19 protein-coding genes are annotated in these 20,302 nt (G+C 45.3%); 8 read left to right on the forward strand and 11 right to left on the reverse strand.

Annotation, left to right across the window (positions count from 1 at the left end; genetic code table 11):
- A partial coding sequence (locus ABY436_RS04295; protein WP_372737792.1) for an SDR family NAD(P)-dependent oxidoreductase occupies positions 1-659 on the forward strand: 659 nt, incomplete at its 5' end.
- A 184-nt stretch (positions 660-843) separates the two neighbouring features.
- Here the strand turns inward: ABY436_RS04295 and ABY436_RS04300 are convergent.
- The 3 genes from ABY436_RS04300 to ABY436_RS04310 form a co-directional block, all read right to left on the reverse strand.
- Positions 844-1,482: a DUF3047 domain-containing protein gene (locus ABY436_RS04300; protein WP_372737793.1), complete on the reverse strand. Its 639-nt coding sequence runs from the start codon at positions 1,480-1,482 to the stop codon at positions 844-846.
- Positions 1,483-1,505: 23 nt separating this feature from the next.
- Positions 1,506-3,110, reverse strand: coding sequence for an oleate hydratase (locus tag ABY436_RS04305; protein WP_372737794.1), 1,605 nt, complete (start codon positions 3,108-3,110; stop codon positions 1,506-1,508).
- Positions 3,111-3,216: 106 nt separating this feature from the next.
- Positions 3,217-3,954, reverse strand: coding sequence for a spermidine synthase (locus tag ABY436_RS04310; RefSeq protein WP_090727144.1), 738 nt, complete (start codon positions 3,952-3,954; stop codon positions 3,217-3,219).
- A gap of 245 nt (positions 3,955-4,199) precedes the next feature.
- Here ABY436_RS04310 and ABY436_RS04315 point away from each other — a divergent pair, with 245 nt between their 5' ends.
- On the forward strand, positions 4,200-4,634 hold the full coding sequence (locus ABY436_RS04315) for a DUF3010 family protein (protein ID WP_090727147.1): 435 nt from the start codon (positions 4,200-4,202) through the stop codon (positions 4,632-4,634).
- 184 nt (positions 4,635-4,818) lie between these two features.
- On the opposite strand, the gene fahA is transcribed toward ABY436_RS04315, so the two are convergent.
- Both fahA and ABY436_RS04325 read right to left on the reverse strand, forming a co-directional pair.
- The gene (fahA, locus tag ABY436_RS04320; protein WP_372737795.1) at positions 4,819-6,129 is read right to left on the reverse strand and encodes a fumarylacetoacetase; all 1,311 of its coding nucleotides are present in this window, start codon (positions 6,127-6,129) and stop codon (positions 4,819-4,821) included.
- 99 nt (positions 6,130-6,228) lie between these two features.
- Entirely contained in the window at positions 6,229-6,771 is a 543-nt protein-coding gene (locus ABY436_RS04325; RefSeq protein WP_372737796.1) for a VOC family protein, read from the reverse strand.
- A 210-nt stretch (positions 6,772-6,981) separates the two neighbouring features.
- Between ABY436_RS04325 and ABY436_RS04330 the strand changes: the two genes are divergently transcribed.
- Both ABY436_RS04330 and ABY436_RS04335 read left to right on the forward strand, forming a co-directional pair.
- Positions 6,982-7,473 carry a MarR family winged helix-turn-helix transcriptional regulator gene (locus tag ABY436_RS04330; RefSeq protein WP_372737797.1) on the forward strand — a complete coding sequence of 164 codons (492 nt, stop codon included), beginning with the start codon at positions 6,982-6,984 and terminating at the stop codon, positions 7,471-7,473.
- A 106-nt stretch (positions 7,474-7,579) separates the two neighbouring features.
- Entirely contained in the window at positions 7,580-7,948 is a 369-nt protein-coding gene (locus ABY436_RS04335) for a hypothetical protein (protein WP_372737798.1), read from the forward strand.
- Here ABY436_RS04335 and ABY436_RS04340 read toward each other — a convergent pair.
- Positions 7,945-8,883 (reverse strand): DMT family transporter, encoded by a 939-nt coding sequence (locus ABY436_RS04340; RefSeq protein WP_372737799.1) that lies wholly within the window; start codon positions 8,881-8,883, stop codon positions 7,945-7,947. The two genes, ABY436_RS04335 and ABY436_RS04340, sit on opposite strands and share 4 nt — an antisense overlap.
- A 135-nt stretch (positions 8,884-9,018) precedes the next feature.
- Between ABY436_RS04340 and ABY436_RS04345 the strand changes: the two genes are divergently transcribed.
- Positions 9,019-9,474 (forward strand): Lrp/AsnC family transcriptional regulator, encoded by a 456-nt coding sequence (locus ABY436_RS04345; protein ID WP_372737800.1) that lies wholly within the window; start codon positions 9,019-9,021, stop codon positions 9,472-9,474.
- On the opposite strand, the gene ABY436_RS04350 is transcribed toward ABY436_RS04345, so the two are convergent.
- Positions 9,471-11,153, reverse strand: a complete 1,683-nt coding sequence (locus ABY436_RS04350; protein ID WP_372737801.1) for a diguanylate cyclase — start codon at positions 11,151-11,153, stop codon at positions 9,471-9,473. The genes ABY436_RS04345 and ABY436_RS04350 overlap by 4 nt on opposite strands.
- A gap of 158 nt (positions 11,154-11,311) precedes the next feature.
- On the opposite strand from ABY436_RS04350, the gene ABY436_RS04355 reads away from it, so the two are divergent.
- Positions 11,312-11,605: an HlyU family transcriptional regulator gene (locus tag ABY436_RS04355; RefSeq protein ID WP_372737802.1), complete on the forward strand. Its 294-nt coding sequence runs from the start codon at positions 11,312-11,314 to the stop codon at positions 11,603-11,605.
- A 141-nt stretch (positions 11,606-11,746) separates the two neighbouring features.
- Here the strand turns inward: ABY436_RS04355 and ABY436_RS04360 are convergent, their stop codons facing one another.
- Complete coding sequence (locus ABY436_RS04360; RefSeq protein ID WP_372737803.1) at positions 11,747-13,219, reverse strand: nitrogen regulation protein NR(II); 1,473 nt, start codon at positions 13,217-13,219, stop codon at positions 11,747-11,749.
- A gap of 362 nt (positions 13,220-13,581) precedes the next feature.
- Between ABY436_RS04360 and ABY436_RS04365 the strand changes: the two genes are divergently transcribed.
- Entirely contained in the window at positions 13,582-15,297 is a 1,716-nt protein-coding gene (locus ABY436_RS04365; protein WP_372737804.1) for a proline--tRNA ligase, read from the forward strand.
- Between the two features lie 238 nt (positions 15,298-15,535).
- Here the strand turns inward: ABY436_RS04365 and ABY436_RS04370 are convergent, their stop codons facing one another.
- Positions 15,536-16,744: a UbiH/UbiF/VisC/COQ6 family ubiquinone biosynthesis hydroxylase gene (locus ABY436_RS04370; RefSeq protein ID WP_372737805.1), complete on the reverse strand. Its 1,209-nt coding sequence runs from the start codon at positions 16,742-16,744 to the stop codon at positions 15,536-15,538.
- Positions 16,745-16,947: 203 nt separating this feature from the next.
- Here ABY436_RS04370 and ABY436_RS04375 point away from each other — a divergent pair, with 203 nt between their 5' ends.
- A complete protein-coding gene (locus tag ABY436_RS04375) occupies positions 16,948-17,418 on the forward strand; it encodes an LEA type 2 family protein (protein ID WP_372737806.1) in 471 nt (156 codons plus the stop codon).
- Between the two features lie 118 nt (positions 17,419-17,536).
- Here ABY436_RS04375 and ABY436_RS04380 read toward each other — a convergent pair whose 3' ends face one another.
- Both ABY436_RS04380 and ABY436_RS04385 read right to left on the reverse strand, forming a co-directional pair.
- Positions 17,537-19,759 (reverse strand): YgiQ family radical SAM protein, encoded by a 2,223-nt coding sequence (locus ABY436_RS04380; RefSeq protein ID WP_372737807.1) that lies wholly within the window; start codon positions 19,757-19,759, stop codon positions 17,537-17,539.
- An 88-nt stretch (positions 19,760-19,847) separates the two neighbouring features.
- Entirely contained in the window at positions 19,848-20,282 is a 435-nt protein-coding gene (locus tag ABY436_RS04385; protein ID WP_372737808.1) for an META domain-containing protein, read from the reverse strand.
- Positions 20,283-20,302 lie beyond the last annotated feature (20 nt).

The following is a 20,302-nucleotide window of genomic DNA, read 5'->3' on the forward strand; positions in this document are numbered from 1 at the left end:
ATTGGACACTACAGCAAACCGGTGGCAATCTTTATGCCCTTTTCAATAATGGCGCTTACGGCCAGCCAGGTGCCGTTGAAGATTTATCCCGCGATGTACTACGACAGCAGTTTGAAACCAACCTGTTCGGCACATTGGAACTGACTAATTTACTGATTCCGCTTATGCGACGCCAGGGATATGGCCGTATCATTCAAAACAGCTCAGTGCTGGGGCTAATCACCATGAAGTACCGGGGGGCTTATAATGCCAGCAAGTTTGCACTGGAAGGCCTCACCGATACACTACGACAAGAGCTACATGGCAGCGGTATTTTCGTCTCACTGGTTGAGCCCGGGCCTATTACCAGCGACTTTCGAAAAAACGCATATGAAAAGTTTAAACAAAATATCATCGTAAAAGGCAGTGCTCACCAGCAGACCTATGAAGCCGTAGAAAAACGCTTGGCGGCCGATCCCGACCTTGATAGAAAGGACCCTTTCACGTTAGGGCCTGATGCCGTACTGAAAAAAATAATCCACGCACTCGAAGCCAAAAAACCAAAAGCGCGCTATTACGTTACCGTTCCGACCTACCTGTTTGCATATTTAAGAAGGCTGTTGTCGGCCAACATGTTGGATATAGTGCTGCGCAAGGCTTCAGATAGTGAGAATAAGTAGGAGAGAAAATGTGCATTTATCGACATGCACTGCCAAAATTGATAGCTTTTCGACATAAACAAAAGAATTTCGACATATGAGTTTACTGCGAAAACACCTGATTCCTTGAACGAGAGATATAAATGTTTTTATATGACCTGGCCAGTAAAACAATACCCACAGAAGCGGGTATGTTAGTGACCACTTACTTTGCTGTTAATCGAATATCTGAGTAGTAACTAATCGCGCTACTTTTGGAGTTGTCGGTGTCGGTCATGATGGCGATGGCATCAATGTAACGAAACTCTTTGCCAAACAACTGTTGCAGGTCTTCTTTAATATTGCGCTTTTCTGTTACCCAACCGTTGCTATCGTCACTGCCTCTGACGGTGAGCATCATTGCACTGCCATTGGTAAACGGGTTTGGCCAGACATCATTAGTTTGTGATTGATTTGACCACACATAACTGATCGCTTTGGTGCTTAAAAATGTCCAGCCATCCTGCACAACAATATAGATGCGTGCAGCAAAGTCATCGCCGGCCTTTGTTTTTTCATCACCCACCACCGGAAACTTTTCAACCCGCCACGACCAGTTAAGAAACGGCGTTTTATCCAGATCTATCTTCTTCTCGAAAAACAAACCTGATGCCGTTTGGCTGCTGTTGGCAAGAATAACATCGCGTTGCATCTGTTCATCGTAAACAACGCTGTAGGCGGTATTACCGGAAAAACTTTTATGCTTCCAATCAATAACCGAGGCAACCGGGAAGCTGACATCGCCTGCAGCACTGGTTACGGTAAAAGCCATGAATAATGCGGTTAAAGCGACTACTTTTTTCATGTATATTCTTGAATCGTTGTTCATTATCGGCAAATGGCCTTCATCGCTTTTATTAAAACGACTGGATTATGAATAGCGTCATATACGGGCAATACCTGCTTATCTGTCTCGAATAACCCATAAACAGCCATTTGCGCACTGCGCACTGAATATTCGACCGTAAATACGCAATCCTCTGGTACTTCGGCAAACTGACCGAGGAATGCAAAATTAACAGCCCCCTCCGGCAACACCTCGGGGCGATCTCCCTTGGCACACGGCATAAAGAGACTATCGATAAATGGCATGGCGACGGGAATACAGTTAATTTTTTGGGCTTCTACCACGGGGGTCATTAAATCCTTAATGCCCAAATGTCCCCATAGCTCTTCAAGAATCTCTTCTCCATTACAATCTGACATTCTTTTATCGACGTAATTCCCTTTTTTATCAGGGTATAGCCCATAGCCCCAAAAAATTCTGACGTCACCAGGCTGATTTGGAAAGTGTGGTTGACGGGCAATAACAATAGACATCAGCCAGTTTGAATCCGTCATCGTGACCAATCCACCCGTGCCGGCTAAATTCCCACTGAAATCTTCCATATAATCATTGAACGTGCGGTCTTTGAGGGTAACGGTAAAGGAATACCATTTTTGTCGATCGATATCGTCACAAAAAACACCAGGATTGCCAAAGGAGCTATCTTTCTTCGCTATGCTTTCCCATAACATCCATGAACCCGAACTGGATTTATCTTTTAAGACAGGTGCATCTTTCCACGAACCATTATCAGTGCTTTCGGTAATGGAGCCATTAGTAATGAACACATAATCACCAGCACCTAAGGTGATCTGCTGCAGGTTTTTATCTTTATCTCGTGCATGTATCGCTATCGCTTTTTTGTGGCTGGGCAAAAGCTCAAAATCAATATCAACGACTTGCGTCTGCAATTCAAAATTAACCCCTCTTTGTTGCAGATATCGTTGCAGAGGTATAACCACCGAGTGATATTGGTTGTACTGAGTTCGCATGATGCCACCCAAGGTGGGCATCCCATCCAACAAATGGATAAAGCGTTTCATGTAGCGCCTCATTGCGGCCACACTGCTCCATTTCTGGAAGGCAAACATTGAGGTCCAGAGATACCAATAATTCGTCTCAAAGAAAGATGCTTCGAACCAATCCTCAATCCGCACATTGTTTAAGGTGGCTTCTGATACAAAGGTCAGTTTGAGTAAATCTGCCTGGTGTTTTAACGAGAGCCCGAACGATGAAACATCCATCCGTTTGCCACTTTTCAGCAACCGGGCCTGGGCATGAGTAACATATCGGGCATTAAACTCAAATGATTCGTCGGTGACAGAAATAGCAGGATCATCATAAGATGGGATATGTGATAACAAGTCCCAGTAGCATACAAAATGTTTTTCATGCATGCGGCCACCACGGATAACAAAGCCGTTATCGGGGTCACCACAACCATCCAGTGCGCCTCCTAACGTCGTATTTTGCTCTAAGATATGAATATTATTAGCCGGCACATAAGCATCGTTGATGAGATACACGGCGCTTGCAAGAGAAGCCAGGCCTCCTCCAACCAGGTAAATTTTTGAGTTTTCCGGATCTGTATTTTTTTCCCGCTGCATCGCTTAGCACTCCTTAAGATAAATATCTTGAAGAGCCACCACTATCAGGCTTCAGTCATGCCGGGAAAAAGGAGAAACTTACTAGCCTCTCACTTTTCATTACCTATTAAGCTTTGCGTGCTAAATAAACCGTATTGGTTGAGTCTTTTCCCAGGTAAGGATTCGGAAAGCTAACTACATGCGATTCACAAGACTCAAAAATACGATCAAGTAACGCCATAAAATCTGCTGCTGGTGGCTCGTCTGACCATAAACCAAATATCCCTCCTGAAAGAATTTTTTCAGATAGATCACGTAAGCCCTGCTCTGTATAAAAAGCACTGTTTCCGGGGTTCAACCAATAACCGGGGGAGTGATCAATATCCAATAACACCGCATGTACTTGTGGGTGAGGTGCGCTCTCTTGATACGGCAGACCATCGAAGCCTTTTGTTTTGGAGGTGGCGACATCAAAAAAGTCGGCATGTATCAGTGTGCAACGCGGGTCTGCGCTCAGCGCTTTTCCCAGTGGAACCAAGCCACGCTGATGCCAGTCGATGACCGGCGCCATGACATCAACCACTTTTAGTGAGCGAACGCTGGCGTGCTCTAATGCCGCCTTGGCTGTGTAACCTAAGCCAAGCCCACCGACAATTACATCCAGCTCATCCCCTTGTAACGCAGCAAGACAAATCTTTGATAGTTGAATTTCTGCTTCGGTAAACAAGCTCGACATCAGAAACTCGTCATCTAATTTTATTTCATACAGAATTTGATTATTCAACCTTGGCTCGGATCGGCGCCTCAGACTGATGACGCCCAATGGAGTTTCCTGATAATCCAGTTCTTCAAATACAACGGTCATAGATGGCATCCGATTAAAAGCATAAAGACCCATTATTCACTGACGCATGAGTCCCCGCAAGCAAGCTTTGCTGGATTCTGACACCTGAGCGACTTAAGAATATGGCTAAGGACATTAAAAGATTGAAAGATGGGTTATCACGAAACCGGAAAAAATAGATTTTTATTCATATATGTGCTGCATTCTTAGTGCTACATGAAACTTTAGCGTTATAATGCGCATCGTCTAAAATAGCGGGGTTTGTCATGAGAGTGTGTGGTGTTGAGTTTAAAAACAATGAAGCGATTGTCTGCCTGCTGTCGTTGTCCGATGGGTTGTTTGATATACCTGACTGCAGGACAAGCCGCATTACTATGGTTGATAGCAATGACCGCCAGAGTTTAAAGGATTTCCAGTTTAGTTTTAATAAACTGATGGCCGACTATAAAGTAGAAAAAGTGATTATCAATCAAGCTCCGATGAAAGGTAAGTTTGCCGGAGGCGCACTCGGATTTAAAATGGAAGCGGCGCTTCAATTGATAGATGAGCTGGATGTTGTGATTATGACGGCGCCGGAAATCAAAAAAATCATGAAACAAAATCCGATGACTATTTCGTTTAAAGACACGGGCCTGAAACAGTTCCAGGAAGTTGCGTTTAATACGGCGTTTGCTTTCCATAACCGTCACTTAGTAGATTAATCCGTCACTACGACCGTAAAAAATATCCGTAAAAAAGAGCAACACCTCAAGCTAGCGTCTGGCTAACTTGAGGTGCTTTCTAAAAGCGCCAGTTCTACATGAGCCCTTTCTAAATGAGCCCTCTCCAGATGTCCTTTCTAGATGTGCTATTTACCAGCGGGCTCTATTTAAGCGTTATATGCTGCTAGATTTTTGCCGGAAGAACGGTACTACTCACTTCACCAAAACCGATGCGTGCGGCCCCTTCTTTCTGACACCAGCCTTTGAGTACAACCGTATCGCCATCATTAAGGAAGGTTCGGCTTTCGCCGTTACCCAGGTCAATGGCTTCTTTTCCGCCGCAAGATAGCTCCAGCATGGAACCCGCTTGCTCAGGCTCAGGGCCAGACTGCGTGCCACTACCGAAGAAATCACCGGGTTTAAGGTTACAACCATTCACGGTGTGATGCGCCACCAACTGCGCAACGGTCCAGTAGGAATAAGAGAAGTTAGATAATGAAACAGACTTGGCTTGTTGCTTTTCATTACGCATTTTCTCGGTCTGGATAAGCACTTCCAGCTTGATATCAAAAGCACCCTGCTGGCGGTTGGTTTCAGATTCCAGATAGGGCAACGGCTGAGGATCAGCAGCATCGCGTGTCCAGGGCGTCCGGTACGGTGCCATCGCTTCGAGCGTGACAATCCACGGAGAAACCGTCGACGCAAAGTTTTTTGCCAGAAACGGACCCAGCGGCTGATATTCCCATGCCTGAAGATCACGCGCAGACCAATCGTTAAACAGGCAAAAGCCGAATACGTGGTCATCACTATCATCCAACGCAATGGCATCACCCATCTCGTTACCCTGACCTATATAGATCCCCAGCTCAAGCTCATAGTCCAACCGTTTACAGGGGCCTAGCGACGGGACTGCAGCATCAGGTGCTTTGGTTTGTCCTAGCGGACGATGGAAGGTCTGGCCAGATACGCCAATCGAGGATGAACGACCGTGATAGCCAATCGGTACCCATTTGTAATTCGGCAGTAACGGGTTATCGGGACGGAACAATTTACCGACGCTGGTGGCATGGTGAATCGAGGTGTAAAAATCGGTGTAGTCACCAATGGTAGCCGGCAATTCGAATTCGATATCAGACTGCGCAACTAAGCAGCTTTCTAATGATTTATCAGCACCTTCTCTTAGTGCACGAGATAGCGCCAAACGCAATGCGGAAGCATAAGCAGAACCCATACCCATAAACTGATTCAGCGTCGGTTGTGTACATGCCCGCGCAGCAAGGGCAGCGTCGCCAGAGAAAAGCTTGTTTTCAGCAACGCAGGCCATATCGACAACCTGATCGCCAATCGCTACGCCGCCACGAAAAGCTTCGTTTGAGCCTGCACGACGAAAAATAGCAAAGGGCAGGTTCTGAATAGGAAAGTCACTATTCGCCTGATTCGCACTGCTGACCCAGCTTTTTAATGTAAGGTCGTGGGTTTCATTTAGCTTATTCATATGATTAATTCTCAACTCTTGTTCTGCCTATCTGAAACAACAAAAACGAAAGCCAGCCACTGGCTTTCGCATATCTTTTCACACATAAATGTCAGGAGTCTATTTTGAAGAAAACTCTTCTTCGTGCATCCAGGCCGCATGCTTAGGTGCTTTTTTGGTGCGAGACCATTCTTCTAACATCAAGGGTGCGACTCTTTTTAACTCTTTCATTTGCTCATCGCTGCCCGTCAGACAGGTCAACTCAAGACGATGGCCATTCGGATCAAAGAAGTAGATCGACTTAATAACACCGTGATTGGTTGGGCCTAATACGTCGAGCCCTTTAGCTTCCAGATCGGCTTTTGCTTCCATCAATGCCGCTTCGCTTTCTACACGAAAAGCAATATGTTGCACCCATTCAGGAGTCATACGGTCACGATCCATTTTCGGCTTAGTCGGTAATTCAAAGAACGCGAGAATGTTACCATTCCCGGCATCCATAAACAGATGCATGTAGGGATCTGGTTCTTTTGTCGAAGGCACAAGATCTTCTGCGATGGCTACTAAAAATTCCATATTGAGCATATTCTGATAGAACTCAACGGTTTCTTTTGCATCGTTACAGCGATATGCGACGTGATGGATCTGTTCAATTTTAATCATGACTGTGCCCTCGGGTAAACATGTGTTTATTGTTGATATAGAACCCATAATAGTAACATTGGTTACCAATGTCAAAAAAGTTATTCCCGACCTAACCATATGTTAAATAAAGATTTAAAATCAAATAGCCGATTCATTCTTCTAAGGAAATTGTTATTTTACTATTAACGTCCTAAAATAGATTTTTCTTTAAGCAACCCCTAAGATGTTATGACTCTTGCAGAATCGTCACAAAAAGCAGCACTCGAACCCTCAGATGCATTGCAGTTAAGTGATTTTTTTCCTTATCGGCTGGCCATGCTTAATTCGTCCGTGAGCGAGGTGATCGCACAGCTATATTCAGGGCGTTTCAATTTAAGCCCTCAGGAGTGGCGTGTGATGGCGGCATTGGGCGAAAATGCACAGATGTCCGCGAAAGAGATAGCCAAATTCACCAGCATGGAAAAAATGCAAGTGAGTCGAGCCATCTCGGCGCTTAAACAATCTGGCCTGTTGTGCCAAAAAACAGACAGTAATGACCGCCGCTTTTCCAGTGTTTCACTCTCAGAACAGGGTAAACAGATTTATCTTAAGATAGTGCCATTGGTGACAGCCCGTGAACGTTATTTGCTGTCGGTGTTAACCGATGAGGAGCTGCAATTGTTTAATCAGTGTGTCGATCGGATAGCCCAACAAGCCGAAACACTTAAACAGCTAGGGTGACTGATAGTTTATTAATAGTGTAATGTCATAAAAATTTAACATTACACAGCAAGCTTTTTTGTGACAATGCGCCCCTATCTTAACATTCTGACCGAGAGCCCTACCGATGAAAATAAAGAAAAGTGATTTAACCACTGTTATTCAATGGATTGATGTACAGCTAAGCAAAGATGATAAATTTCCTTTAGATCAACAAGGTGCTTCGTCAAAGACATCGAAAAAACACCTCAAAGCACTGAAAGCCTGGCGTAAATGCTCAACTAACATAAAAGAGGTCCGTGAGTGGTGTGACGAATGGTTAGACCAAAAATACGCTGATAAATTAGCCCAGGCTTTAGAGCAAACCAAAGCCCACAAAGCAGATCATGTCATCAAACTGACTGAAGAAGCGCATGATCTATTGCTGATGCTGGCAGATAAACATGATTTATCCCCTTCTCAGCTCATTGTGAAGCATCTGTCTCCTAAGGCTTAATATAAGGAGTGCTTTCGCAACCTGACACCACTTGCCAGCAGCACACCCCCGGTAATAAACCCAAGCCCTAGCCATGCAGCCAGCTGAACGGGTTCGCCTAACAGATATAGACCGGCTAATACGGCCAGTACTGGTGTTAGTGCACCAATCGCCGACGTTTTTTCAGCGCCTAATTGGCGCACCGCAAACCCATAACTGAATCCGGTAATTAAGCCGACACACAGCACTTGCACAAATATTTGATAGAGCGTTTGTTCAAACGGTGCTGTCATAATAGTGATCTCCCATATTCCCGACAATAAGCCCGCCAGCAAGATGCCCGCTGAGGATACACATAGCCACGCAGCGGCATCCCAAGGGCGTAATCCTGATAGTTTAAGGCTTACGGTAAACAGCGCCCATGAAGCGCTGGCGCAAAGAAAGATGATATCGCCTTTCCAATGATCCACGCCTGCGTTCAGACCTGTGTTGAGCGCAGTCAGATACAATATTGCAACAACACCCACCAGAATCAATACCAATCCCCAGGCACGTTGCTGTGTGAGCTTTTCCCGGTAGAAAGCCACGGCGGCAAAGCTGACAAACAGCGGAAATGTTCCGGTAATCAATAAACCTGCATCCGCTACAGGCGCATAATGCATTCCCAACGATGATAGATAAAAAAATGGCAGACCCGCACCAAACACAATGCCTGACAGGTAACGTTTAGGTGTTTTTCTGATGCGAGGCAGGGCTTTAATAAAAACAGGGAATAGGACTAATCCGGTGAAGCCATAGCGCAAGACCGCCAGATCGATTGTTGAAAGTTGCGACCCCACCCCTATTTTCATAGAGATCAACCAGCTTGCCCAGATGAGTATGGTAACCAGTGCGGCTATAACGCCCCCCTGATTAGGCGAGATACCGGAGTAGCGCTTGATCGCGTATGTAGTCATGATGTGCTCTTTACTATCAAAACACTATTATCGTGAATTCCTGCGGCGCATGTCCTTGCTAACTTTGCCTCTTTTTAGATAAAAATTAGCATATAATGCCAATATAATTATTAAAATATTAGGATCATATCAATAATGGATAAAATGGATTTGAAAATAGCCGCGCTACTCCAGCATGACGGGCGACTCACCAATGTTGAATTGGCGGATAAGATTGGATTATCGCCATCGCCTTGCTTACGCAGAGTCAAAAAACTCGAAGATGAGGGCGTTATTACTGGATATTATGCGGCTCTGGATCGTCAGCAGATCGGCTTGGGAATGACTATTTTTGTTGATGTCAGCCTTGATAATCACCGCGATGAAGCCAGTGTACAATTTGAACAGGCTATTTTAGAAATGAATAATGTAATCAGCTGCTTTGTTGTTTCTGGCGCATCTGACTATCGCTTAGAGGTCGTTGTCTCGGACCTTCTCAGTTACGAAGCATGGTTAAAAACACTACAACGTCTATCAGTTGTTAAGGATATCCAAAGTAATTTTGCGATACGTGCCGTTAAAACCCGTGCACCGCTACCGATCAGATATTAGGCGCTACTTGCACTACCTAACCTGATGCAATCTCGTCCTGCATCTTTTGCATCATAAAGAAGATCATCGCTGCGCTTAAAAACATCTTCCACTGTTGTATCGGAATCGAGGATCTCTGTAACGCCGATACTAATGGTGTAGCGAATATTTAAATCGTTATATACCACTGCGTTATGGCGATTTGTATGGAGAATGCGTTTTGCCAGGCACAGCGTTTCACTCAGTGAGGTGCTGGGTAGCAGCACGACAAACTCTTCGCCGCCATACCGGGCAAACAGATCACTGTTGCGTAATAAATCTTTAGTCACTCTTGCTAATGATCGTAATACTTCATCCCCTGCCTGATGCCCGTAATTATCATTTACCTCTTTAAACAGATCAATATCCATAATCATCAAAGAGAAAGGCTGCTGGTACCGACGTGCCCTGGCAAACTCTTTTTCCAGGTTCTGCTGAAATACATAGCGGTTGCTAATACCCGTTAAGCTATCAAGTTCAGCTTGGTTTTTCAGGGTCTTTTCGGCTTCCTGACGTTTTTTTATCTCTCGCTTTAATGCCGTCGTCAGAGAAAAGAGATACCAGATAATACCTGCCGCTACCAGAAAGGGGATGATGAGTAATTGAAGCCAGTGTTTATAGTTTTCCCACTGATTCTCTCGTTCAGAATGATAAAGAAAACTATCCAGGTTGACGTCGCTGATCAAGCCTAATGACCGATAAATCTCTGCAATTTTCTGCCATCGTTCTTTGTTGATATAGCCGATTTCAATCACATCTGAATTCATTAACTCTTTGATTTTTTCAGCTTCATAAATAAGAAAGTCCTTATCGTAAGCCTCATTACGGGTCGTATAATTTTTCAGAATCAATTCGGCAATCTCGTCAGTATGCTCCATCGCATACTTCCAGCCTTTTATACTGGCTGTACGGAATTTTTTTACTGTCTCCGGCTGCTTGTCGAGCATACTCTGACGAGTAAAAAGCAGGTCACCGTAAAAATCAATACCATAGTCTCTGGGCTGAATAACCACAGGAAGCTGTCCGGCTTTTTTAACAAAATAGGGTTCATCAGTACTGTAAGCCGGAGCGAGCTGAGTATGTCCGGCTAACAGATCATCTAATTCCCATGTAGGAAAATGGTTGTTGAGTTCTGTTAAATTGACACCAGCAACCTTTAAGGCGGCGATCGCTTCTGCATCTATCCGCTGATCCCCACTACCTGGTAAGTTTAATGAGATAGGACGCTGCGTGCCGATATCTTCCAGACGCTTAAAGTCATATTGGTCTGTTGTTAAAAAGATGAAAGGCGAGTGCTGCATAATGTTCGCCAGTACAACGAAAGGTACTCCCTGGCTGTGATTGATTAACAGGTCTGTGCGGGTAGAGCCGAATTGCGCCCGATTAAAAAGCACCTCGGCCTCGGGCAAAATGGCACGGCCATTATTGTCATAGCCACCATCTTTGATAGTAACTTCCAGCCCAGCCTCTTCGTAGAACCCTTTAGCTAACGCTGCATAATAACCGGCAAATTGAAACTGATGGTGCCATTGTAATTGAAGCGTAACGGGTTTAAGCCCGGAATCGGCTTTAACTGTGCTTGCAAAAAGTAACCCGAGTGCTGTAAAAACAACAACCAGGCAACGATTCCGATAAAATAGGGATTGAGTCGATTTAAACATCCTTAATCTCTGATGAACAACTTTTATCATACACATCAGCATAGCAGACAGATAAGATTGTACTAGTCGATTACTATTTAAGTTTTATGACGCTTTGCGCATCCGTTTAGTGAGCTTAACCGCCTAATATCAATAACTAGTATAAAACAGGAGCGATAATGGGTTTATTAACATCACTTTTGAGTATATTTCGTACTTCTCAGGGAAGCACATCAGAGGCAAGCCCTGCTGCTGAGGAAGAATATAAGGGCTTCATCATAATTGCCACACCGGCAGCAGAAGGGTCACAGTATCGTGTTAACGGGCTGATCCGTAAGCGTGAGGATCAAGGTGTGCGTGAACATATCTTTATTCGGGCAGATGTCCTCCCTACCCCGGAACTATGCACTCAGGAAACATTTCGCAAAGCCAAACTGATGATCGACCAGCAAGGTGATAATATTTTTCATTAAGGGGCAAGCAGCATGTCTGTTTGCATATTAGACGCTGCCTAATGACAAATATGGAAAAGCAGGAGAAAATTTCACCTGCTTCTATAACGCGCTAAAGCGAAACATTTTAAAAAAATCCAGAGTCTTCGTTAGCTCTATCCGTTATTCAATAATAGGTAATTGTATGTGAACAGTTGAGCCAACGTTCACATCAGAAGTGACAGCCATATGCCCCTTATGCTGTTCGGTAACAATGTAATGCGAGAAAGAGAGGCGCTGCCCTGCATCAAAATCAGTTCCGGGTGCTTTATTACTGAAGAACGGCTCAAACAAGCACATCTGCTCTTCGTTATTCAGCCCTACGCCGTTGTGCTGAATTTTTATCCAGAGACTGTCATAGCATTCAGCCAGGATGATTTTAATCGTCGGCTTAAATCCGGGATCGGTCGAAGCGGCCGCCATTTTAAGCTCAAGGGCATGACAGGCATGGCGGAAAAGACTAATAAATACTTGTTGAAGCTCCGTAATATAACAAGGGGTTAGCGGCAAATTCTTTTCAAAACTTCGTACCAGAGTGACCTTGCTAAAGGGAAGCTTAGCTGAAACTGAGACCACATCGTTGGCGAGAATGATAGCATTTTCCATCACATCAACAATATCAGCTAACTGCTTTTTCTCATGTCGACTGCGCGCAAATGCGAGCAAATTACCGATGATCGTTGAGACCTGATCGCCTTTGCTGGACATATCATGAAGAATGGTATTCAGTTGCCTGGCTTTCTTATCGTCAGCCGCTGTTTGTGTGTTCGCCTGGTCAGCCAGTGTATGCTGGAAGCTTTTCAGATCCATTAAAATAGCTTGCAGCGGTACATTGATATCATGTGCCATCGTGGACGCAAGCTCTCCCATAAATGACATTTTATCATTATGAATCAGCATGTTTTCTGCCGCGGTCTGTTTGCTGATATCGTCAACAAGAATGACAACGCCCGCTTCTGTCTGACCTTGCAACGGATAGATCGTAATATCGAAATGCGCCATGCTTCGCAAACTTTGTTTCAGGTGTATAGGTTCATTTTTCTTAATCACCTGCTGGATCTGTTCCGGTGTAATTGACACAGTAGGGTAAGCTTCCCAGAGTGTTTTGCCCAAGGCCTGCGAAGCTGGGATTCCCGAGGCTTCTTCAACCTGCTTATTCCATTGTGTTACCTTACCGCCCTTATCCAGACTGACGAGCATCAGCGGCATGGAGGCTAAAATATCTTTAATATAAGACTCAGAAGAGCGTAAGTGCTCACTGGTAATGATATGTTGCGACACCTCTTCTTCTAATAAGTGGTTACTCTGGGTTAGTTGTCGGTTCGCCTCATCCAGTGTCGCGGTACGATCTTTAACCCGCTGCTCAAGATCTTTACGAATTGCAGTGAGCTCAAGATTGGCTTTATTAGCACGACGTCGGGCAAAAAACAGATTAACCGCCACAATAGATAGCAGAATGATTAGTGTACCGCTGCTCCAGTTAGCGAGTATTTGCCAGTTGGTTTTACCATTCTCGTCTTTAAAGATCGTTGTAATACCGGCAAGAGCCCAGGGAGATTGTGTAACAAGCAACAGAACGAATAAAATATTTTTCATAAAAGTCCAATATGATCAGATAATTACAATCAAATCTTAAGAAATCAAATCCTTGAGGGAGTTAACTTAATGTCGCAAAGATTACCTACATCGGTGCGTATAAACAACCTGCCAACGGGGTTTCTTAACCAGCATATCCGGCCACAAAAACCGTACGCCAATACTGAACCTGATCTTTAAAACAGCTATTTGGCAATCATTACTATAAATTATCTATATTTTCTTATTTTTTCAGGAATATTCTTTAAAAAATGTGTAATTAGTTAATTATAGTGACGATAAATGCTGCTCTGACTTGTCCCTAACGACACATATCCATAAAATGATCCAATTTTCACGTGAACTTTGTAAAGGTCTATACCATGCGCGCAAGCCAATTTCTTATCGCAACGCTCAAAGAGACTCCTTCTGATGCTGAAGTCATCAGCCATCAGCTGATGCTACGCGCCGGTATGATCAGAAGAGAAGCTTCAGGTCTCTATTCCTGGCTACCCATGGGTTTACGCACACTTCGTAAAGTAGAACGCATTGTCAGAGAAGAGATGGACAATGCAGGCGCAATGGAGGTTCTGATGCCTGCGATCCAGCCGGCAGAACTATGGCAGGAATCCGGACGCTGGGAGCAATACGGCCCTGAGCTGCTTCGCTTGCATGATCGTCACAACCGGGAGTTCTGTGTCGGCCCTACACATGAAGAAGTGATCACTGATGTGGTACGTAACGAAATTAAAAGCTACAAACAGTTACCCGCCAATTTCTACCAGATTCAGACAAAATTCCGTGATGAGATTCGTCCACGCTTTGGCGTGATGCGCTCACGCGAGTTCATCATGAAAGATGCGTACTCTTTTCATGCCTCCCGCGAATGCCTGGAAGCCACATACGATACTATGTATCAGGCCTACACCAATGTTTTCAACCGTTTGGGGCTCGACTTTCGCCCGGTTATTGCGGATAACGGTTCGATTGGCGGCAGTGGTTCACATGAGTTTCATGTACTGGCAGAATCGGGTGAAGATGATATCGCTTTTTCAGATAACAGTGATTTTGCAGCCAACGTTGAAATGGCAGAAGCACTCGCTTTAGGTGAAAGAACAGCGCCTACTGCAGAAATGACGCTGATTGATACGCCCCATGCAAAAACCATCAAAGCACTTGTTGAGCAGTTCAATCTGCCGATTGAAAAAACAGTTAAAACATTAGTCGTTGCCGCTTCACCAGAGAGCGAAGCAGACTTTGTTGCGCTACTGGTTCGTGGCGATCATGATCTGAATGAAATCAAGGCTGAAAAACAACCTGGCGTTGCTTCACCGTTATGTTTTGCGACAGAAGAAGAGATACTTAAAGTGATGGGTGCGGGCCCTGGATCATTAGGCCCCCTGAACCTGACTATTCCCTGTATTATTGATCGCAGTGTAGCCAACATGGCTGATTTTGCTGCTGGCGCCAATATTGAAGATAAACACTACATCAATATTAACTGGGAACGCGACCTGCCTACACCGGCTATTGCTGATTTACGCAATGTAAAAGAAGGCGACCCCAGCCCTTGCGGTCAGGGAACATTACAGATCAAACGCGGCATTGAAGTTGGGCATATATTCCAGCTGGGTACCAAATACTCTGAAGCGATGAATGCCACTGTACTGAATGAAAACGGTAAAGCAACCATTCTTGAAATGGGTTGCTACGGCATCGGCATAACACGAGTCGTGGCGGCTGCTATCGAGCAGAACTACGATGATAACGGCATCATCTGGCCATCCAGTCTTGCGCCCTTCCAGATCGCGTTGGTTCCGCTGCATTACGACAAATCTGAAAAGGTTCGTGAAGTCTCGGATCAAATTTATGCCGACCTCAAAGCCGCCGGTATCGAGGTGTTAATGGATGATCGTAAAGAGCGTCCTGGTGTGAAATTTGCCGATATGGAGCTGATGGGCTTACCGCATCGTTTAGTGGTTTCTGAGCGCGGTATTGAAGCCGGTGCATACGAGTACAAAGGTCGCCGTGATGCTGACAAACAGGATGTTGCAGCTGAAGGTATTGTTGAATTCCTTAAACAGAAGATCGTGAATTAAGAGATAATCACGCTGCCGTCCGATGACTTATAGCTAATAAAAAGGCCGCTTCAAATAAGCGGCCTTTTCTTGCAATCCAGCTTATTCTTCGAGAGCATTGCACGAGCCGAAATTGTGTTTATTGGCAAGGCAAAACGCACGGAAAAAAGGGAGTTTATCTTTACAAATGACCGATTGAGTACGTTTATAACACCACAAGAAGACAAAAGAGTAATCGTGAAAAGGTCTCGCTGCCAGGTTATTTGGCTATCTCGGGAAGGTCACCTTCCAACCCCATCGCAAAGGCCATCACTTTGTGCTTCAGTGGAGATGCTTTACCGGCGACACCTAAGCCAACGTTGCGCAATACTTTGAGTGGTAACAGATCATTGCTAAATACCCGATAAAACAGGTCCATCGCCTGCATCATGATAAAATTATGGCGACGTCTGTGTTTCTCATAATGGCTTAATACTGCCATTGAGGAGATATCTGCGCCTTCTTCTAATGCAGTCATCAGTGTCTGCGCTAACGCAGCGGCATCCAGCAAACCGATGTTGACTCCCTGGCCTGCCAGAGGGTGAATCATATGCGCCGCATCACCCACCAACACAACACCCTCTTTTGCATATTGCTGAGCATGCTGACGACGCAGTGGGAAGCTTGCTCGCCCTAACAGGGTTTCTATATTACCGAGTGCTGCCGGGAAGCGGCTGGTTAGCTCAGCAAGGAATTGCTCATCCGTGGTGCGCATAAGGCGCTTCACTTCAGCCGGCGTGTTGTACCAGACTAACGAGGCATGATGACCGCTCAGTGGCAGAAAAGCTAAAGGCCCTGTGGGTGTGAATTGCTGCCAGGTAATATCTTGCTGAGGGTCTTCAGTAATAACCGAAGCAACCAGCGCATGCTGCTCATAATCCCATTTTTGAATACCAATACCTACGGCTTGCCGGACGCGTGATTCACCGCCGTCTGCAGCCACCAGCAGACGAGCGACTATCTGGCGGCCATCATCCAACTCAACAATGCTGAATCCGGGTGAATAATCAATCTTGCGGGTTTTAGCCGGGGTGATCAGATCAACATTGTCTAACGCTTTCATCTGATCGATCAATGCTAACTGGATAACCCGGTTTTCAACTATATGGCCTAAGTGGTCATATTTCAGCTTTACAGAATCAAACAGCGTGGCGGCATGCTCTTCACTGGCTTCCCAGACTTTCATACGTCGATAAGGACATGATCGTCTATCTAAAATCCCCTGCCAGCTGCCGACTGATTTGAGAATATTTTCAGAAGCGATACTCAACGCTGATACACGCAGATCGTGATCCTGCGTCAGATCAAATGCAGCCGGAAGCTGTGTTTCGATTACGGCTACTTTAAGTGATGTATTTCCTAATGCGCAAGCAAGCGTTCCACCGACCATACCACCGCCAACAATGACGACATCGTAACAAGACTGCATCTTGATTCTCTTCCCAGATTTTAGATTATTATAACTGATTATAACCTGCAGCATATCGACTCGGGCCATGTCTGCTGATCTTTGCCTGATAGCGTATTAAGCAGCGCGAAAAATCACAATAGATAAAGTCGGGTTGTTAAGTTAATGTACCCGAAAGTAACCTTATCATTGTTATAACAATGCCCTCTCAGTGGAGAATTTTCATGCGCACGTTTTACGCTAGCCTGGTCATATCATTCATGCTTTTGCTTCAAGGGTGCGCGACGTTAAAGCCCCTGGACTTCGAAGATCCAACCGTGACGGTTAACTCTGTCAAGATTGTACCCAGCGAAGGGATCGCACCTAAGTTTGAGATCAGCCTGCATATAGTCAATCCCAACAGTGTCGCTTTACCCTTAAGAGGCGTTGCCTACTCTGTCACGATTGATGACCAGAAAATTCTTAACGGGGTATCAAATAACATGCCCGAGATTGCTGCTTACGGGGCTGGCGATATCACACTAAGCGCCAATGCGAATCTACTTAACAGTGTGCGGCTAATCGCATCATTAGTGCAGCAAAACCGCAAAATGGTGGCATATGAAATGAATGCGAAACTTGATTTAGGCACATTTACACCGAACATTTACATTAAAGACGTGGGCGAAATATCACTCAACCCAAGCGTTCAATAACCGATGATTACGCGGGATCTGCTATAAAGAAAAAAGACGGCTCCCTGGCCGTCTTTTTTTTAACGCTTATTTACGTTTGTTTTTTGCTTCGATTTTTCACTTGTTTTACTAGCGCTGGCTAGCCGCGCTTAACACTGCGCTGCTGATTTTTCCTGGAGGCAGGCTTCTTCCCTGCCGCTTTTTTACGTGCTGCTGCGGTTGGGCGGTTCGCCAGTGAAGGTTTCGCTGTTACCGCGCCTTTTTTAGTAGCCGGGCTATTTTTGTTTGTGCTAGCTGAGCGCGAATAGTGCGTTTTTACTTCTGCAGGAACCAGTTGCCATTCGGCATTACCGATCAGATCTCCACGCCCCATTTTTTCTAACACTTCACGCAAACGCGGCCAATTATCTTCATCATGATAGCGCAGCAGTGATTTTTGAGAACGACGCTCCTCAAGTTCGCGAGGGATATAGAGCTTCTCGCTCTTATAACTCACTTTTTTAAGCGGGTTTCTGCCAGAGTGGTACATCGCTGTTGCCAGCGCCATCGGTGACGGGTAAAAAGTCTGTACCTGATCAACACGGAACTTATGTTCTTTCAGCCATAACGCAAGGTTCAACATATCTTCATCTTCGCAGCCCGGATGCGCGGCGATGAAATAAGGGATCAGATATTGCTTCTTGCCTGCTTCTTTTGAGTATTTCTCGAACATCTGCTTAAAGCGGTCATAGGTGCCCATGCCCGGCTTCATCATTTTCGAAAGCGTACCCTCTTCACTATGCTCCGGTGCAATCTTCAGATAGCCACCGACATGATGTGTCACCAGCTCTTTAACATACTCAGGGTCTTCAACCGCCAGGTCATAACGTAAGCCCGAGGCAATGGCAACCGTGTGAACACCCTCAATTGCACGTGCTTTACGATACAGCTGAGTGGTTTCGCTGTGGTCTGTTTTCAGGTTTTTACAGATCACCGGATAAACACAGGAAAGCTTGCGGCAGGAAGCCTGAATCTCTGCATCATTACAGTTAAGGTGATACATGTTGGAGGTCGGACCACCTAAATCAGAGATCATACCGGTAAACCCGGGTACTTTATCGCGTATATCTTCGATCTCTTTAATCACAGACTCCTGCGAACGGCTCTGTATCACGCGGCCTTCGTGCTCAGTAATGGAGCAGAAAGTACAGCCCCCAAAACAGCCACGCATGATATTGACGGAAAACCGAATCATGTCATAGGCAGGAATCTTTGCTTTACCGTACATAGGGTGCGGAATACGTTGATAAGGAAGCCCGAACACGGCATCCATCTCAGAGGTTTCTAAGGGTATCGGTGGTGGGTTCGCCCAAATCTCACGCTTACCATCACGCTGCACCAGCGCTTTTGCATTATGCGGATTCGATTCCAGATGCAGAATTCTGGATGCATGTGCATACAATACCGGATCCTTACTGACTTTATCCAACGAAGGTAAACGGATATAGGTCTGCGTACCATCCAGTCGCTGCTTACCTTTCAGCGGCTCAGGAATAATGCGTAACGGCATCACTTCCTGAGGGTCACTTTTTGCTTTGTCTGAGGCGCATTTTGACGGCTCAGCAATATATTCATATGGATTCTGGAACTGATCTATATGCCCCGGCCAATCGACACGAGTCGAGTCGATTTCGGTATAGCCCGCCGGAACAAAGTCACGTGCGATCACGGTGCCACGCAGGTCATTAATATCTTCTATCGGCTCGCCCTTAGCCAATCGGTGAGTTAAATCAACGATGGCCCGTTCGGCATTACCGTAAAGTAAGATATCAGCGCCGGAATCGATCAGTACGGAGCGACGGACTTTATTGCTCCAATAATCATATTGTGCAATACGTCGCAAACTGGCCTCAATACCCCCGATAACAACAGGAATATCTTTATATAACTCCCGACAGCGTTGCGTATAAACGATAACAGCACGATCCGGCCGCTTTCCTTCAGCACCATGCGGTGTATAAGCATCATCATGTCGAACGCGCAGGTCGGCAGTGTAACGATTGATCATCGAGTCCATATTGCCGGCAGTAACGCCGAAGTACAGATTGGGCTTACCCAACTCAGCAAAAGCTTCTGTCGAGCGCCAATCAGGCTGAGCAATAATACCGACACGAAAGCCTTGCGCTTCAAGCACGCGCCCCATAACAGCCATGCCAAAACTTGGGTGGTCTACATAGGCGTCGCCTGTGACTAAAATAACATCACAGCTATCCCAGCCCAGTTGATCCATTTCCTGGCGAGTCGTCGGAAAAAAAGGGGCGGGTCCGAAACATTCGGCCCAATAGGGAGTATGCGAGAAAAGGTCTGGCGCTGTTCTTATCATGGAGTAATAGCAATCTTGTTGGGTTAACCCGCTATTATTCCAGAAACAGTCCGATTCGCCTAGCTATTATAAACAAATCAAGATGAAATTATTGCATACTCAGGATTGTAACTTCGCCCGTATTATTAGTTAGCTGAATAACCCTATTATCTGTCATAGATAGTACGAGTGTCTTTTTCAGCTCATTTAATAATAAGTATTCCTGAAACATAACCACTTTTGAACAAAGTTTACGTGTGGTTATCAGCTCATCTATTTCAAGGCGCGAATCAAGAACCGTATAACTCCCCCTGAACCGATTACATCCTGAAAAACCGCTGATTTCGGTTTCCTTAAATGTGAATGTCAGTTTCGGATAGTCCATTAAACCACGGCTGGCGACCGACGGGACATTCCAGGAGCTGTTCTTAAGTGAAGTCACGGGGTATGAATGCTTATTGGCGTGCGGGGTCGTATTAACCGGTGTCGTTTTACAGCTAACGGCCAGAAATGAAAAAAGAATAATACATACTATCCTTAGCATCTTGATGAATCCTTTCTTAC

Origin of the sequence: Neptunomonas sp. (assembly GCF_041601355.1) — a bacterium.
Taxonomy (GTDB): domain Bacteria; phylum Pseudomonadota; class Gammaproteobacteria; order Pseudomonadales; family Balneatricaceae; genus Neptunomonas.

What these genes read in the sequence shown, in the direction of transcription:
- ABY436_RS04300 (WP_372737793.1), bottom strand. Translation starts at nt 1,482, where the DNA reads ATGAAAAAAGTAGTCGCTTTAACCGCATTATTCATGGCTTTTACCGTA.
- ABY436_RS04305 (WP_372737794.1), bottom strand. Translation starts at nt 3,110, where the DNA reads ATGCAGCGGGAAAAAAATACAGATCCGGAAAACTCAAAAATTTACCTG.
- ABY436_RS04310 (WP_090727144.1), bottom strand. Translation starts at nt 3,954, where the DNA reads ATGACCGTTGTATTTGAAGAACTGGATTATCAGGAAACTCCATTGGGC.
- ABY436_RS04315 (WP_090727147.1), top strand. Translation starts at nt 4,200, where the DNA reads ATGAGAGTGTGTGGTGTTGAGTTTAAAAACAATGAAGCGATTGTCTGC.
- fahA (WP_372737795.1), bottom strand. Translation starts at nt 6,129, where the DNA reads ATGAATAAGCTAAATGAAACCCACGACCTTACATTAAAAAGCTGGGTC.
- ABY436_RS04325 (WP_372737796.1), bottom strand. Translation starts at nt 6,771, where the DNA reads ATGATTAAAATTGAACAGATCCATCACGTCGCATATCGCTGTAACGAT.
- ABY436_RS04330 (WP_372737797.1), top strand. Translation starts at nt 6,982, where the DNA reads ATGACTCTTGCAGAATCGTCACAAAAAGCAGCACTCGAACCCTCAGAT.
- ABY436_RS04335 (WP_372737798.1), top strand. Translation starts at nt 7,580, where the DNA reads ATGAAAATAAAGAAAAGTGATTTAACCACTGTTATTCAATGGATTGAT.
- ABY436_RS04340 (WP_372737799.1), bottom strand. Translation starts at nt 8,883, where the DNA reads ATGACTACATACGCGATCAAGCGCTACTCCGGTATCTCGCCTAATCAG.
- ABY436_RS04345 (WP_372737800.1), top strand. Translation starts at nt 9,019, where the DNA reads ATGGATAAAATGGATTTGAAAATAGCCGCGCTACTCCAGCATGACGGG.
- ABY436_RS04350 (WP_372737801.1), bottom strand. Translation starts at nt 11,153, where the DNA reads ATGTTTAAATCGACTCAATCCCTATTTTATCGGAATCGTTGCCTGGTT.
- ABY436_RS04355 (WP_372737802.1), top strand. Translation starts at nt 11,312, where the DNA reads ATGGGTTTATTAACATCACTTTTGAGTATATTTCGTACTTCTCAGGGA.
- ABY436_RS04360 (WP_372737803.1), bottom strand. Translation starts at nt 13,219, where the DNA reads ATGAAAAATATTTTATTCGTTCTGTTGCTTGTTACACAATCTCCCTGG.
- ABY436_RS04365 (WP_372737804.1), top strand. Translation starts at nt 13,582, where the DNA reads ATGCGCGCAAGCCAATTTCTTATCGCAACGCTCAAAGAGACTCCTTCT.
- ABY436_RS04370 (WP_372737805.1), bottom strand. Translation starts at nt 16,744, where the DNA reads ATGCAGTCTTGTTACGATGTCGTCATTGTTGGCGGTGGTATGGTCGGT.
- ABY436_RS04375 (WP_372737806.1), top strand. Translation starts at nt 16,948, where the DNA reads ATGCGCACGTTTTACGCTAGCCTGGTCATATCATTCATGCTTTTGCTT.
- ABY436_RS04380 (WP_372737807.1), bottom strand. Translation starts at nt 19,759, where the DNA reads ATGATAAGAACAGCGCCAGACCTTTTCTCGCATACTCCCTATTGGGCC.
- ABY436_RS04385 (WP_372737808.1), bottom strand. Translation starts at nt 20,282, where the DNA reads ATGCTAAGGATAGTATGTATTATTCTTTTTTCATTTCTGGCCGTTAGC.